11 protein-coding genes are annotated in these 15,227 nt (G+C 54.9%); 3 read left to right on the top strand and 8 right to left on the bottom strand.

What is annotated here, in order from left to right:
* Positions 1-17: 17 nt before the first annotated feature.
* Entirely contained in the window at positions 18-2,516 is a 2,499-nt protein-coding gene (locus tag CPH65_RS19920; protein ID WP_096175470.1) for a ComEC/Rec2 family competence protein, read from the top strand.
* A 136-nt stretch (positions 2,517-2,652) separates the two neighbouring features.
* Here the strand turns inward: CPH65_RS19920 and lexA are convergent, their stop codons facing one another.
* The 8 genes from lexA to CPH65_RS19880 all read right to left on the bottom strand — a co-directional run bounded on the left by lexA (position 2,653) and on the right by CPH65_RS19880 (position 10,800).
* Complete coding sequence (gene lexA / locus CPH65_RS19915) at positions 2,653-3,363, bottom strand: transcriptional repressor LexA (protein ID WP_096175469.1); 711 nt, start codon at positions 3,361-3,363, stop codon at positions 2,653-2,655.
* Positions 3,364-3,718: 355 nt separating this feature from the next.
* Positions 3,719-4,483, bottom strand: coding sequence for an AprI/Inh family metalloprotease inhibitor (locus CPH65_RS19910; protein ID WP_096175468.1), 765 nt, complete (start codon positions 4,481-4,483; stop codon positions 3,719-3,721).
* A gap of 25 nt (positions 4,484-4,508) precedes the next feature.
* Positions 4,509-4,913, bottom strand: a complete 405-nt coding sequence (locus CPH65_RS19905; RefSeq protein WP_096175467.1) for a hypothetical protein — start codon at positions 4,911-4,913, stop codon at positions 4,509-4,511.
* Between the two features lie 50 nt (positions 4,914-4,963).
* On the bottom strand, positions 4,964-5,710 hold the full coding sequence (locus tag CPH65_RS19900) for a hypothetical protein (RefSeq protein ID WP_096175466.1): 747 nt from the start codon (positions 5,708-5,710) through the stop codon (positions 4,964-4,966).
* A gap of 270 nt (positions 5,711-5,980) precedes the next feature.
* Positions 5,981-7,519: a hypothetical protein gene (locus CPH65_RS19895; protein WP_096175465.1), complete on the bottom strand. Its 1,539-nt coding sequence runs from the start codon at positions 7,517-7,519 to the stop codon at positions 5,981-5,983.
* A 107-nt stretch (positions 7,520-7,626) separates the two neighbouring features.
* Complete coding sequence (locus tag CPH65_RS19890; protein ID WP_096175464.1) at positions 7,627-8,961, bottom strand: curlin repeat-containing protein; 1,335 nt, start codon at positions 8,959-8,961, stop codon at positions 7,627-7,629.
* Positions 8,962-9,276: 315 nt separating this feature from the next.
* The gene (locus CPH65_RS19885; RefSeq protein ID WP_157747825.1) at positions 9,277-10,230 is read right to left on the bottom strand and encodes a CsgG/HfaB family protein; all 954 of its coding nucleotides are present in this window, start codon (positions 10,228-10,230) and stop codon (positions 9,277-9,279) included.
* Between the two features lie 126 nt (positions 10,231-10,356).
* Positions 10,357-10,800: a curli assembly protein CsgF gene (locus CPH65_RS19880; protein WP_256385198.1), complete on the bottom strand. Its 444-nt coding sequence runs from the start codon at positions 10,798-10,800 to the stop codon at positions 10,357-10,359.
* A 903-nt stretch (positions 10,801-11,703) separates the two neighbouring features.
* Between CPH65_RS19880 and CPH65_RS24350 the strand changes: the two genes are divergently transcribed.
* Positions 11,704-14,517 carry a peptidoglycan-binding domain-containing protein gene (locus CPH65_RS24350; RefSeq protein ID WP_157747824.1) on the top strand — a complete coding sequence of 938 codons (2,814 nt, stop codon included), beginning with the start codon at positions 11,704-11,706 and terminating at the stop codon, positions 14,515-14,517.
* Between the two features lie 404 nt (positions 14,518-14,921).
* Positions 14,922-15,221 carry a DUF2849 domain-containing protein gene (locus CPH65_RS19870; protein ID WP_096175461.1) on the top strand — a complete coding sequence of 100 codons (300 nt, stop codon included), beginning with the start codon at positions 14,922-14,924 and terminating at the stop codon, positions 15,219-15,221.
* The last annotated feature ends 6 nt before the right edge of the window (positions 15,222-15,227 follow it).

Genomic DNA, 15,227 nt, shown 5'->3' with positions numbered 1-15,227 from the left:
GATTTCGCCGACCGGCAATGAAAGCTGCACTGGATCTAGCACAGCTTGACGACAGGGTAAAAGGCCTGATGGTCGAACGGAGCGAGGAAAAAGGTGAAAAAGACGCTGATCGTCCTCAGATGGCGGGGCAATCAGGTACTTTCGCTGATTTGGTCCGTCCGGATTTGGCGACAGATGCAAATCAGGTGCGTGTTGCAGACCTTGAGGGTTTATTGGAAAAGCCGGGTTTGGCGCGGCGGGTCAGCTTCTTTCTTGAGGCCATCTTCCAGCGACTTGCCGCTGATTGGCGAAGAGACGGGGAGGAGCAGAATGCCCGCTTCCTTTGGCTCGTGGCGTCGTTGGCGCTTGGCGCGGCGAGCTATTTTAATCTCCCCGATGAACCCAGCCTGACGTTTTTGCTGACGGCAACGCTCGGCCTTGCGGTGGTCGCGCTCCAACGCGCCTTGCGGGGCAGGCGGGTGTTTCTCTTGCTTGTTGTCGGTATGGGAATCTTTGGCTGTACGGCGGCGGCTTTTCAGAGCCAGTTTTTTACAACACCCGTGCTGGCCGAGGCGCGATCTGCGTCAATTGTCGGGCGGATCGAACGGGTCGAGCGTCGCTCAAGCGGTGATGAGCGTTGGACGCTTGCGGTTGAGAGCATTGAGCGCCTTGCCGCGCAGCAAACCCCACATAAACTGCTGCTTGTGCGCAAGTCTGTTGGTGGAGCCTATCGGGCGGGCGAGCGGGTACAGATCTATGCGCGTTTGGTGCCACTGCAAAGGCCGGCCTATCCAGGGGGATTTGATTACGGGCGCTATCTGTGGTCCCGTTCCATTGGGGCGCAAGGCTATATGGGCCGACGGGTCGAACGCCAGCCTTCTGTGGAGCGTGAAGGGCTGGTCGGCCTGTGGCAACAGGGGGGAGTTCTGGTTGAGCAGATGCGTTCGGCGGTTGCCGGCTATATCGGCGCTCGGATGGAGGGCGAGGCTGCGGGGCTTGCCATTGCGCTTTCGGTTGGCAAGAGGGATCGGTTGACCGAAGAGGTTGAGACCAATCTCAGGCGGAGCGGTTTGGCTCATATTCTGGCGATTTCCGGGCTGCATATGGGGCTGATTGCCATGGCGGTATTTTGGGGCATGCGCTCGGTGCTGTCTTCACTTCCTCATCTGGCACTGACTTATCCGATCAAGGAGTGGGCGGCCGGTGTCGCTCTGGCGGCGGCGGCTTTCTATCTGGTGTTGTCTGGTGCTTCTGTCGCGACGATCCGGGCCTTCCTGATGACTGCGATTTTCCTGTTGGCGATCATGGCAGGGCGGTCGGCTTTGACGATGCACAATCTTGCTTTGGCGCTTCTGGTTCTGGTGCTGATGCAGCCTTACGGGGTTATCGAGGCGGGCATGCAGATGTCGTTTGCCGCAACGGCGGCGTTGATCGCGACCTACGACCGTGTCACAAGAATGCGCCGCAGCTCTGCTGGCCGGGAGGAGGCGCTCGCTAAACGGGGAGGCTTGGCTGCAACCAGTGCCTTGGGGCCTTTGCTGCACGTCTCGCAGGGTGCTGCCAAGTGGATCATCGGCATTGGTCTTACATCTCTCATTGCCAGCTTTGCGGTTCTGCCATTCTCTGTCGCGCATTTTCAGCAAATGGCGCCGCTTGGTCTGATTGCCAACCTTCTGGTGATGCCAATCATCAGTCTTGTCGTGATGCCATTGGGATTGGTCAGCTTTGTATTGGCGCCGCTCGGTCTGCAGTCTCTTCCTCTTCAAGGCGTGCAGTGGGGGCTCGAACAGGTGATCGCCCTGTCGGGCCTCGTCTCCAGCCACAGTGACCCGAGTATGGTTGTCGTTCGGGCGGGAGGGCAATTCCTGTTGCCCGCAGTCTTGGCATTGATGCTGTTTGCCATTCATCGCCGGACAATGGCTTTGTTGGCGCTCATTCCTGCTGCGGCTGCCTTGATGTTATGGTGGGGGGGAAGCCTTGGAGATATGTGGATCTCGGAAACAGGCCGGCGAATGGCTGTCAGGGGCGTGGATCAACGGTGGCAGTTGATCGGCTCCAACCGGATGGTGCTTGATTTCTCGGCGCTGCTCCGCGCTGACGGGGATGTGCGCGCGGCACTCAACGAAGGCACGGGTGGTGGAGCCAAGGGCTTGCTGCGGACGGAAAGCTCTCACCAACCTTGGGCGTGTGATCAACATGCCTGTGTGATGGCGGGATTGAGAACGGCCTCAGGACCGAAAACAAATCTGTCTGCGGCACTGGTCAAGCATCCTGGAGCTTTTGATGAAGAGTGCGCCAGACGCGATATCATCATTTCAAAATTGCCAATCCCGTCAACCTGCATAGCGCCTAAGCTCACAATGGGACGCCAAGAGCTTGAAGCCAATGGCTCGGTGTTGGTCACCTTTGCGCACAAATCTCAAAGCCCACCGAACAGCGCACAAAGTGGCGATATCGCGAACCGCTCACGAGAGTGGGCACTGTCCATGCAGTCGGCCATGCCCAAGGGACGGCGGCCATGGCATAGAGAGCCATGATCGCGAGTTTTTATCGCCAGGCATGGTTGGGCGAAATAGACGAGTAAACGAAAAAGCAGGCGTTGTGCGTCGTTACCGGTTAGCAAGGCTGCTTTTTCGCGATCTCATACTGACTGCGGTCCAGTTTGGCCGTGATTTAATATTGGCGCAGAAGCCCAATCAACTTGCCTTGAACACGAACCCGGTCGGGCCCGAAAATGCGCGTTTCGTAAGCAGGGTTGGCTGCTTCCAGAGCGACGGAGGCACCTTTCTTGCGCAGGCGCTTGAGCGTTGCTTCCTCATCATCAACCAGCGCAACAACGATATCACCGGACACGGCATCATCGGATTTCTTGATCAAGACCGTGTCGCCATCCAATATGCCTGCTTCGATCATCGAGTCGCCACGCACTTCAAGCGCGAAATGCTCGCCACCACGCAGCATCTCGATCGGTACTGAAATCGTGTGAGACTGGTTCTGGATCGCCGAGATGGGAACGCCGGCAGCAATGCGCCCCATGACGGGCACCGACATGCTGGTGCTTTCTTCTTTTGGTTCTGGACTGATCGGTTGAGGTGGTTTCTTGCCAAGACCGCCTTCGACCACGCTGGGAGAAAACCCGCGTCCCGCCACGTTGAGGGTGGGCAGACTGGCTTCCGGCAGCTTGAGGATCTCCAGCGCGCGGGCGCGGTTGGGGAGGCGACGGATGAAGCCTCGTTCCTCAAGAGCCGTAATCAGGCGGTGAATGCCAGATTTGGAGCGAAGATCGAGCGCCAGTTTCATTTCATCAAAGGAAGGCGGAACACCGGATTCCTTGATGCGTTCATTGATGAACATAAGTAGTTCGTGCTGTTTTCTTGTCAGCATATCCCGCTCCGCCTTGGAAGGTCCAAATCACCACAGAGCCCAACAAAGCGAGTCATCAGTGGCACAAATCACGAACAAAATATACATGTTCTCGCTGTGTTCCGCAAGCTCGAAAAGGGGAACAAAGACTGACATCCGGCGAGGGTCCTTGGATGTTTGTAACAAAATTGCTTAAAGCTGCGTATATTGATCCGTTCTGTGCGATCTGGGAGGAGGGTTGGGTGCTTTTGGGGCGTTTCTGGTTTGATCGTGCGAATCTTATCGGAATACGAAGAAGACATAGAAAAAGGGCAGGGTGCGAGTGCTGCACCATGCCCTTGTAAATGGATTAGGATTGCTGAGTAGGTGTGACGTCTCAGGAACAGCCATTCTGGAAGGTTATGATCGGGTACTTTTTCAGCCGAACAGCCTGCTTCTTGATCCAGAGCTGTTTGTTCTCATGCTTGATCTTGCACCAGAGGCCGTCTGATGCCCGTGAGCATGTCAATGCTTGTGCGCAGGATTGCGGTTTGAGTGTCGCGACAGCCTCTGCGTCGTTCCGTGGCTCCACTCTGGCGTTGAGATTGACCAGGATTTTGATTGGGGTTTCAGCGCCGGGGCTGACCGGTGGCGGTGAAAATTCCTGCGGCTTGGCGCAGATCTGGCTGTAGCCGACGTAGGCGCACGAGATGCTTTCACGCGCAGCGTTGATCTTCTTTGCGATTTTTGCATTTTCGAAGATCACAGGTTTGTTGTTTTGTGTCATGGTGCCGCTCAGGCGCCCCTGATTGCCGCCGACTTTGGCCAGCGGCTTGTTATCCTGATCTACAAAGACAAGCTGGTTTTTGACGATGGACCAGCCGACAATCGAGGTGATCTCACCTGTGCAATTGCTCTGCGAAATGGGGTAAATCTCGCCTTTCCGTGTCGCAGAGAAGGTCAACGTGCAGAGGCCGGTATCGGCGGCAAAGGAGCGATCATAGGTCACCCATTGGCCTTTGAATGCCTGTGCAATCGCATTGGTTGATTGCGCTTGAGCGCTTGAGGCGTGGATCAGTCCCAGAAGCAGGGATAGGATGAAGAACCGGACGCGCGGAATAGAGCGCGAGATCGTGGTGATCAGCCAGGCAGGAGAAAGCATCTTTTGCACCAATTTACGTGTTGTTTCACAATCGAATGGATTTGTCGTTTGTCTCGTAGAGTGAGGGCTTCAGTCCATCGGTCTGGATTTTCAGGGTGCGCTCGGTATGAACGAACTCTGTTCCCTCAAACTGTATGATTAGTTCCACCTCCACCTGATCTCCGGTCTGAACTTTCATGGCGATGCGGTTTCCTTCGCAGATTTCCCCGGCCTTTGCTTGCATTTGCCTATTCTGGCTCGATGAGATTTGACCGGACAGTCCATTTTTGGAAACCTGCAGACTGGTTTTGTAAATGCCAGCGGCTTTGGCGGTGAAAACATCCTTTACGATGAGCTGTTCTCCCTGCCTGACAATGCGGATTTCACCTGTGGCTTCGTCGGCGTTGGCGGTGCCATGGGCAAACAGGCTGATCATCAGGGCATAGAGCATTCGGAGCCGGGAACCAGAATTTTTCATGAAAGCCAACTCCGAATTTGACCCTAGAACTGGGTTTGCGTCACGCTGACCGACGCACCGTTGGTCTGGATGGTGACCGGAACGCTCGTCGTGGTGCCGTTTGCCTGAACGGTGTAGCTGTATTGGCCATTTGAAATGCCGACGACCTGCACATTGGTGGTGTTGTTGTTTCCATCCTGTGTCACGGTTGCCTGAGCGCCATTTGCCGGTAGGCCATCAAGCCCGACCTGAAGCTGGGCGTCGTTGTTGTCTCCGAGCTGCAGGATGCGACCTTCTGTCGTGTTGCCGATCACAGTGAGCCCGGCGTTGTTGTTGCTGCCAGCCTGAAGGATTGCAGCCAAGGAATCGCCGGTTGTGTTGATGTCGATCGTTGCGGTGTTGTTGCCATCGTTGATGTTTGCGCCTTGCTGCAGGAAGACAGCGCCACCAACGCCGTCAACGGTAATGTCGGCAACGTTGTCTGCCCCCAGTTGGAGGATTGGATTTTCCGCAGCTGTGTTGGGCTGAAGATCGAGACTGAGCACATTGAATTCAGTGTCGGAAAACGCGGCTCCCTCAATTATCTCAACGCCGCCAACCTGACTTTGCGACGCGTTCGTCTGATCAACGGTCACACTGTTTCTGGTGCCTTGCTGTTCGAGAATGAGCACGTTTTTTTCCCCCGCGGACGCGGGGAAAGTCATAAAGGCACAAAGAGTGAGTGCGCCAAGGATACCGGCACGGCGGGGAAGAGTTTGGCTGCCGGATCGAATGTGTCGTGTTTCAAACATGGGATCTTCTCCGTCTATATGGCTAGGACACCTGTCAGGATTGGGGGCGTTCCTGCCTCCGTTTCCGAGCGGTGGCTGCAAATCCTCGCAAACCGGCGTCATGTTGTTGTTGCCATTCCGTTGGTACCCCGGTTTCTGCAGCTTAAAGGGGCTCGATCAACCAGAACCGGAATGGCCACCCCGCATGAGCGATCTTTCGCTCATTGCGCTCATGGCTTGTAGGTTTATCAAAACAACTTTAAGATTTAATTCCTCTCATTGCAACCAAAACTACTGGATTATGACAAGGGAATTGAAGTTGCCATTCTGGGTGTAGCTCGCTTCGTTGAGTGAGCCGGTCTGCGTGATCAGAACCTGATTCTGGTGCCCCGTCGTTGCGCCCGTGATGGTGTTGCTCTGACCGACCTGTGCAAAGGCGATCTTGTTCTGGTTGCCTGCGGTGATGGAGATCTTGGCCAGATTGAGGTCGCCAATCTGAACCGCATCGCCAGGCATAAGCGAGCCTGCAAAGGCAGCCACTGTGTCGCCGAACCCACCGACTGCCGGGTCGTTGTTCTGATTGCTGCGGGTGATCGGAGCGATGCCACCGTCAAACGAGATGTCGAGCGTATTCTCGTCACCCTCCTGTTTGGCGTAAATCGCGTTGTTGTCTCCGCGATAGGAAATGGCAATCGTATTCTGGTCGCCATCCTGCGTGAAATCGATGCGGTTGCCATCTCCGATTTCCAGCGCAGCAACTTCGTTCTCGACGCCGTCCACGGTTCCGCTCAGTGCGTTGCCATCGCCATCTTGCACAAAGCCGAACAGGTTCATCGAGGATGTACCGGACGTGACGAAGTTTAGCACATTCTCATCGCCAAACTGATTGAGTTCGCCCTGAGCGACTTGCAAGGCCTGGGTAATGGGGCGCGTGAATTGGCCCAGCCCACCCATGCCGTCGCCGCCATTGTCGTCACCGCTGAGGGTGACTGTCATGAGATTGCCAATGGAACCCACGAGGGCATTGGATTGCAGGATCGAGAAGATCAGGTTGCGGGAGCCATTGAGCGCAGCTCGGGCGCGGTTGTTGTCACCGTCCTGTGTTAAGCTGTTGACCAGATTGTTGACGCCGTCTTGCTGATAGATTGTTGCCTCGTTGCTGGCTCCAAGTTGGCGTAATTCGGTAACTTCGTTGCCTTCTTCTTCCTGATTGATGATCGCGAGGTTGTCACTGCCTTGCTGAATCACGGTCTGGACGCGGTTGCCTTCTCCGCCACTCGTCGTGCCGTCAAATTGAGAGATGGTCAGGCTGTTGGATGCGCCGCCGGTGTTGACCTGAAGAATTTCTCCAATGACATGATTGCCCTGACCATTGCCAGTGCCTGTCGTGCCGTCCGCGGAGATGTCGGTCTGCGTGATGGAAAGCGTGTTGGCGGTTGTGGCACGAAGGGTTGCCGAATTCTGCGAAATCGCGCCGATCAGGTTGGTTCCCAGAGGGTTGTCGTTTTTCTGGGAAATCGTGGCCTCGTTGCGGTCGCCGTTCTGATAGATGCCCAATAGGTTCAAGGCGCCGGCGCTTGGTGCGGCTCCTGCTTCATTGTCATATCCTGTTTGATCAACAGAGAGCGTGTTGTAGCTGCCGACTTGCGAGACAAAGATCGAGTCGTCATTGGATCCGACGAGGTTGCCGCTGCCGAGCTGGTCAATGATGACCGTGTTGGTGTTACCAGTCTGCCCAATATACACTTCATTGTCGTCGGCTCGGGCTGCGCTCGTCGCTATGAGTGACAGAAATGCTGTCGAAAGAAAGGGGGATCTCATATAGGTCATGGTGTCCTCGCGCAAGCAACGTGTGTGAGTGGGCCGGGTACGGATGATGGCCGGGTGACATATGCCACCCGGCCGATTGTTACAACGTCATCAGTGGGTTCTGATGATTACTGGCTGATGCCAACGGAGTTGCCGTTGCCAACCTGAGTGACGCTGCTGTAGTTTCCATTGCCAACCTGTGCGATCGCGAGCTGGTTGTCGCTACCGTCAACAGATGCAACCACGTCGTTGTTGTTACCATCCTGAAGCATGGCGAACTGATTGCTGTTGTCGGAAAGGTCGTTGCCAATGTTCAGCGTTGCTGAGTTGTTGTTGCCGTCCTGAACCAGAGAACCGGACGTCAGGCCCTTAGCGCTGGCAACGGTGAAAGCATCGCTGGCGCTGATGCTCGTGAAGAGGCCTGTGCCGTTGTTATCGCCAACAATGGTAACAAGCATCGTGTTGAAAGAGCCGAACTGCTCGGTGTTGAGGCCGTTATCACTGCCTTCAACTGAAACATCGAGGATGTTTTCGCCTTGCTGGTAGGACGTGATATCGTTGTTGGCGCCAGCCACGATGTCGATCTCTGCCAAGTTGTTGCCGTCCTGTGTGAGGCCGATCCGGTTATTCTGGCTGTCAGAGACTAGGCCGATGCTGGCAATGTTCCCACCATCCTGCTTGACGCCAATGTTGTTGTCATCGCCGTCAATCGCGCTGATGATCAGAGTGTTGGGCGTCGGGAAAGGAATGCCAAACACCGAAGCTGTTCCTGAGGTCTGTTTGATGCCGAGCTGGTTGCGATCACCAGTTATATCCAAGGCAGAGAGGATGTTGGTGCCGTTCTGGGTTACGCCAAAATCATTCTGAGCGCCGTTGATAGACAGGTCGATGGTGTTGCCCGCGCCGTTCTGGATCAGTTCACCATTGGTCACGCCAGTGGCCTCTGCCTTGCCGGTGAGGACTTCTCGAACGCCACCCACATAAGTCGAACCGTTTCTCTGGCCCACGATGTTTGCTGTGATGGTGTTGTCAAGCAGCAAGCCCGTGTTGGTCTGTTCGATTTTGTTGATGTCGTTGGCATATCCATCCTGGGTGATGGTTGCGTTGTTGTCGCCACCCATCTGGACCGTCTGGTCGAGATTGCGAATGGCGTTGGCTGATCCGCCACCCTGTTCGATGATTGCGGTGTTGGTGCCCCAGCCTGCTTCGGAATTCTGATCCAGGCTGAAAACGGCCTGCCAGTAGTTGCTCTGATCGATTTCTACGGTGTTCGAGCTGCTGTCGTTGTCATTCGTCTGAGTGACATATGCACGGTGATTTGAGCCTGAAGCCTGATTAACATAGGCCGAGTTGTTGGCACCCGTCTGATCGACGGTTGCATCGTTGTTTTCAGCAGCGATGGCTGCGGTGGCAAGTGCGATACCAGCGGTGGCTGCAAGAAGGGCCAAGCGGAAATTTTTCATTATACGTCTCCCGAGTTTTTAAAAATCAATTGGTCGAGGGGTCAAGTCTTTACGTCGCCTTCTCCTGCTGCTCCTCTCAGTCCAAATTGCCCATGAGGAATACAACTTTAAAAAGAGATTTACGACAATGCAACCTATTTACCCTTTGTTAACTTCGGAAGTCAATAAGAAAGCTACGTACTTTTATCAAAATTCATATAAATACAATTTAATGGTAAATGTTAGTAATTGTTAAGAAGCGATCTGAAATATAAAAAAGGCTCCCGTACGTTTCGTAGAGAGCCTTTTTATGTAAAATTGTTTTAGTATTACTCCCTATCCGACCGGTTTTTCTGTCTGTGATGGCGGAGGAGGGAGTTTTCTTGTTGTTGATTTTACATTTTTACTTGTAGATTTTGACTTTGCTCTGAAGAGCCGCGGAATGGTTGCCGCCAAGGTGGTCGCCTGCTTGGTATCTGGGGTCGCCTTGACCATGCGCTGCTGCTGTTCGATACCATCGAACTGCTGTTGTCTGTAGTCTTGAATATACTCTCGCCCAGCAGATGGATCCGCAAACGCCCAAACATGGAGTTCGGCACCTTCAATGATCATAGACTCGACGGCCTTTTCGACGGCGGCTTCAACCGCGAGCTGCCTTGGCTCGTTGTTGGTTATGCCTGCTTCCGCTTCGAGCAATTCATCCAGCTTGATAAAACGGAAAGCGCCACTTTGCAATGCGACGGATACGACCGTCTTGCGCGCTGTGACCGAGGCGAGCACCTCACCGGTTTTCGTGGATACGGCACGCAGGGCAACGGTGATTTCATCGCGCGAATATTTGGTATCGGCTCCAATGCCAAGGTAGCGGGCACCGATCCCACCTGTTGTAACATTCTGGTTGTAGCCGACGATGCCGCCTTCGATAATGATCGCTGCGTGCTTGAGCGGCGGAAGAACCCGTGCATTGACAGATCTCTCGCCCCGATAGACGCGCCGCATTTCGGTGACGATCTGGCGTTCCTTAAGAAGGTTCGGAAGCTTGTTCCGCTCCATGACGGCGAACCACTTGCGATTGCCGGCATCCTGAAGAGCCTTGATGAGAATGGACGCACCGCCTTGTGTTACCGCACGCGAAAGCTGCTGATAGGTGGCGGCTTCCCTGTATTGGCCGGTCTGATCGGCAAAATCGTAGACCGCGACCGGGATACGTTTTTTCGGTGGCGGCAATTCACGCAGCTTGAGATTGGCGTTTGTGACACGTGCTACGATCGGTTCTTCTGTGTAAAGCATTTGATCCGAGGTGCAACCGGCCAGGAATGCGGATGAAACGATCACTGAAATCGCCAAGTTTCGCAACGTAAAGCGCCTGCTCGCAGGCTGATCTGATGTGCTGTTATACATGATGTCAACCTGAGCTTAGTTTGTTTGCAACTGCGGAACTTCGATGTTCGTGACGGTGCCGTCGGTGAAGTCGGTAATCGTCAGGATTATTGAACCGGTTCCCTGCTCAAAGGTGATTTCGGTTTCGCCGAACGTGATGGTGCCGCTCTCTTGCGGGTTTTCACCGAAGATGGCTTCGGTCACCTGGCTGGCCAATGCGGACAGCAACCGGCCCTCAAGCTGGCGTACAAACAGTTCCGCCGACGTATCGCCGTCGGTTGATGATGAATAAGCACTTCCAGAATTGCTATTCGCATCCGTTGCCGTCGCCGTCTTTTGCGCGTTTGCAAGATTGAGCAGATGGGTGGAGTTCAATGGATTGCCGCCGAAGGACGGGTTCACGGGCGTGTAGTTCAATTCGGATGATTGGGCTACATGAATGCTCACCAACAAGGTGATAAAGCCAAGCAATATTCTCACGTCAAACTCTCCTTCGTCAGGCTTGTTCCCCAACAGCCTGCAATCAACGCGTCTGCAGCGGTTGCAATTGCCGTTCTATAAGGTTGTATAGCTATTTAGCACAACCAAAAATGGTTAGTATAGTATTGATATTTGCCTGTCAATTGAGTCCGGGGAGAATGGTTAAGCGCTGATATTCTTATCGGTGGCAATCTGGATTTTGCGCTGTAAATTTCTAAGCCATTGAATTATTGATGTAACTTACCTTCTGTCTGGCACCCGCAAGCCAAGTCATCCTGCTGTTTTCTTAACGGAAGCGGGTTTTGATACAATCTGGTCCAGAATTGTCGGATCCGATACCATCAACGTCTTAGAGCCAATCGGGTGAATGTCCGGTTTTGGGTATGGATGTCTAACACTTTGAATCTATGCGGCTTATTCTCCTGTGCTTTGTTGTGGTCTTAGAAATTCATTCACTTTGGTTTAATGAAACCAGGTGGTGTATTGCTTATTTGTCACATCCATTGGTAATTATCCCATACCCACAGAATTTCTTGGGCCGGGCTTGAAAATGCCTTATTTTGACGCCTGCGGGGCTCTTGCGTGTGGTCGCACCTGTCGGTGATGGGGGCCTAGGAAAGGTCATCTTGGCCGGGATTGGCCAATTTTGCGGCTGTTCTTTTGCTCGCAGCCCAATTGTGACAAAATTTGTTCCTACGATGTTTTTCAGCGGGGCTGATTATTGGCCCTGTTCATTCAGTCTCTTCATTGGCAAGGGATCCGGTGGCGCGGTGCGACGTGATCATCAGCGGAGCGAACATGACTTGTCGACTTTATCAGGCTGTATGCCTTTTGCTCGTCTTTATAGGCTTGAGCGCCGGACCGGCTCTTTCGCAAGCGGAGCGACGAGGAGATCCCGGTGCAGTGCTTCATGGGCCAACGATGGTGATGAGCGGGTTTTCCGGCAGCAAGCTCTTCGGCTCTGGGGTCGGCTCTGGGAATGCAACTGATCCAGCCGAGGCGACGCGCCTGTTCATTGATCTCAATGGGCCATCGGTGCGCTTTTTCGCTATTGATGATTTTGAAGCGGGTTTTGATGGCCGGGAAATCAAACGACAGCCCTACCGTTCCTTATTGGCCAAGGATATCGGGCAGGTGTTCGGCATGGCTTTTGACGACGCAGAGCGTCCCAATCTCTATCTTGCTGCGACCTCCGCTTATGGTCTGCCCATCGTCGGACGTGATCAGAACGGAGATGGCGTGCCAGACAAGCTCTATGCAGGACGGTCGGATGCGGCATTCATGGCTGGCCTGTTCGGATCGGTCAATGACAATGGACCGGGCAGCATTTGGAAAGTAGACGGCGCGACCGGCCAGATCAGTCGCTTTGCCTCCATCAAGCTCGACAATATGCCCAACTCCGGCCCGGCGCTGGGGAATATCGTTTTTGACTCCAAGTCGCGCCAGTTGTTTGTCTCCGATCGCGACACGGGCATGATCTTCCGGCTTGATATGGAAGGCCACATTCTTGAAAGTTTCGATCACGGATCGATCGGCCGCACTGTGGCTGGTATGCGCCCGATCCACTTTGATACGCGCAATCGTCTCGACATCACCGTGCCGTCCTTTGACGTAGAGGACCCGTCAAGCTGGCATTTTGCCAAGGAGGGGCGGCGGGTCTGGGCTGTCGCGGTGAATAAGGGACGGCTTTACTATTCCGTGGCTGAAGGGCCGTCTGTCTGGTCGGTCGGTATCGATGCTGATGACGGCAACTTCAAGCTGGATGCCCGTCAGGAACTTGTTTTGCCTGATACCCGCCGCCAGATGGAGATTTCGGACATCGCATTCGGGCCGGATGGATCGATTATCCTTGCGCAGCGCGGTATGATGGTCGGGGCTTATGATTTTTCCCGACTTGCGCGCCCGAGGCAGGCGCAGGTCCTGAGATACAAAAAGACGCGTGACGGCAGCTGGCGCGAAAGTCCCACAGCCTATGCCGTCGGGTTTGCCGCGCGCAAACGCAATGGCACGGGCGGTGTTGCGCTTGGCCCCGGGTATGATGATCACGGCAAGCTGGTCCGCTATCGCTGTTCGGAGACGCTTTGGACGACGGGAGAGAATTTGCGCAATGACCCGCGTCTTGCAGAAAAATTGCGGCAGGGCGGCGCGCTGAGGGTCTCTGGTGCGCAGGCACAGTCCTTGCTTGCGATTTCGGATGAGACACGGCCTCCATGGAAATCCTATTTCATCGATTTTGATGGCCAATATCCCAGCACGGTTGAAACTGGCCATATCGGGGATGTGGAGATCTATGGGTGCGCCGGTATGGCCGATCTGCGCAAAAATCCCGTTGAGCCCGAAGCTGCAGAGCCCGAGCCATCGTCCTATATCCAGTTGCCGGGCAAGCCTCTGCGTTTGTCTCAGACGGGACTGGAATTGAGCAAGGAGCAGGTTGGCGACTGTCGGGCTGATCGCAGTTCGCGCAGTTTTCGATGTGAATTCAGGCTGACGCTGACCAACAAGGGCGATAAACGATATTCGGGACCGATGGTTATCACCGATGAGTTCCAGCGACCTCATGCGACCGAAATGGCGCTGGTTGGCAGTCGCGACTGGCGGTGTTCGCAACCGATGTCCAACTTCCTGATGTGCCTGCATGAGGCTTTTACTCTGGATGTGGGGCAATCAAGATCATTGACGATGCGGCTTCGTGTTCCTGCCCAAATCAGAGCGGACCAGTTTCACAATTGCGCATTGCTTGGATACAAGTCCGTGTTTCGGCAAAAGGTCGCCTTGGCCCAGCTTTCTCTCGAAGCGGCGGGTATCCGCTCAGGCGGCGTTGATGGTCGTGTTGGGCCGAAAACCAAACGGGGCCTTCGCCTGCTTCAGGCTCAACTGGGTATGAAGGCAACCGGCGATATGGGTGACAGGGTGTTGACCCGTCTGAACCTGCCTCAAGCGGATGCGAACTCCGCCTCCTGTTCGACAACGCAGCTTGCCGCAATGCCGTTTTCGCCAAGAGGGCAGGCACCCGGCGCTTCTGACCCGGATGATGAGCCGCTTGTTATCCCGGCACAACCAGACACCAAAGCCGCCTGCGATGGGCAAACTGCTGTACAGCGCGGCAATGGTTGTGCGTGTCGCTATGACGGTATGCGCAAGATATCGCCGGGACGCTGTGACTGTCGTCGCGGTGCCGACTTTGTTGCCGGTCAGGGGTGTGTCTTTACCGATCAGCGAGCGCAATGTGATCCGGCAACTGCCGAACGCAAGGGGCGCTCATGCTTCTGCCGGTATCCGGGCATGGAACGCATTTCCAGCCGCGCCTGTCGCTGCCCAAGGGGGCAAAAGCTCGTCAATGGCAGGGGCTGTATTGACAAGGCACCAATCACGCCCAGTCCATCGCGCTCCCCACGCTGTGATCGTGAGACCGCGCTCGTCTATGGCGGTCGGTGCGAGTGTCGCTATCCCTACATGTACAAGACTTCGGCGCGTGCCTGTGCGTGCAACAATCCCGATGCGGCCCTGATCCCGGGCCGAGGCTGTGTGATCCCCTCAGAACCCCTCTATGGATCGAGCCGTCGGGAACGATCGCGCGAGACGGCTCCGGCATGCGACCGGACCACCACGATACGGCGTGGGAATCGCTGTGTCTGCCTGATGCCAGAAATGGTTCAGGTCTCGCCGACGCGATGTGTTCTGAGGCCAAGGGGCGGGTTTGGTGTGCCGTTCAACTAGGCTTGCCTTTTGTGATCGGCAGCAATCGGCTGATCCTCTTGTCTGATGCGAGATCAAAGGGGGCAGGGCGCATGTCCCGCCCCCTGCCTTTCGCGCTTTCCTTGCATGTCCAGAAGGCCCCGGGGTTGCGTTTTTGCGGTCGGAACGTCATGACATTCTGTCCTTTCCCGAATGTTAGAAAATAATCTTTCCCTGCATCGTCCCGGTGGTCTGGTTTTCGGAGAAACGGTTGCGGGGTAAATCGCTTTTGCGATTGCGGCCTGCCTGAATTGTTGAGGCGGCTCAAAAAATCTATCTATGCGTAAGGCCCTTTTCACATTGACCTGCGTTTCACAATGCCCGTTGTGAATCTGAATGGTGCGATTTTCCGCCTTATAGCGGCGTGTATGGATGGAGAGACTGTGATGTTTGTTGCAACTGGCAATCGCCTGCTCGATGGCATCGTTGTCTATCTGGCGAAAGACGCCTCGTGGGTGGAAGACATTCAAAGTGCCCGAATTTACGAAGTGAAGGACGATGCTCAGGCAGCCATTGATGCTCAAGATGCAGATATTGTCAGTCTTGATGTCATTCCGGTCGAGCATGACGTCACGGACGGTGTGCGTCCGGCGCGCCTGAGAGAACGCATTCGCGCCGCTGGGCCAACCATCAATCCCTTCGAGACAATCGATTTATCCCGCCGCTTTCCGCATCTCGATCATTGATCCTGC

This window comes from Cohaesibacter sp. ES.047 (genome assembly GCF_900215505.1).
GTDB lineage: Bacteria > Pseudomonadota > Alphaproteobacteria > Rhizobiales > Cohaesibacteraceae > Cohaesibacter.
Note: the sequence above shows the minus strand (reverse complement) of the source record. Positions and strands in the feature narration are given on the sequence as shown.

Bases quoted from the DNA above. Each gene is read 5' to 3' on its own strand.
- CPH65_RS19920 (WP_096175470.1), top strand. From the start codon at position 18: ATGAAAGCTGCACTGGATCTAGCACAGCTTGACGACAGGGTAAAAGGC.
- lexA (WP_096175469.1), bottom strand. From the start codon at position 3,363: ATGCTGACAAGAAAACAGCACGAACTACTTATGTTCATCAATGAACGC.
- CPH65_RS19910 (WP_096175468.1), bottom strand. From the start codon at position 4,483: ATGCTTTCTCCTGCCTGGCTGATCACCACGATCTCGCGCTCTATTCCG.
- CPH65_RS19905 (WP_096175467.1), bottom strand. From the start codon at position 4,913: ATGCTCTATGCCCTGATGATCAGCCTGTTTGCCCATGGCACCGCCAAC.
- CPH65_RS19900 (WP_096175466.1), bottom strand. From the start codon at position 5,710: ATGTTTGAAACACGACACATTCGATCCGGCAGCCAAACTCTTCCCCGC.
- CPH65_RS19895 (WP_096175465.1), bottom strand. From the start codon at position 7,519: ATGACCTATATGAGATCCCCCTTTCTTTCGACAGCATTTCTGTCACTC.
- CPH65_RS19890 (WP_096175464.1), bottom strand. From the start codon at position 8,961: ATGAAAAATTTCCGCTTGGCCCTTCTTGCAGCCACCGCTGGTATCGCA.
- CPH65_RS19885 (WP_157747825.1), bottom strand. From the start codon at position 10,230: ATGCTTTACACAGAAGAACCGATCGTAGCACGTGTCACAAACGCCAAT.
- CPH65_RS19870 (WP_096175461.1), top strand. From the start codon at position 14,922: ATGTTTGTTGCAACTGGCAATCGCCTGCTCGATGGCATCGTTGTCTAT.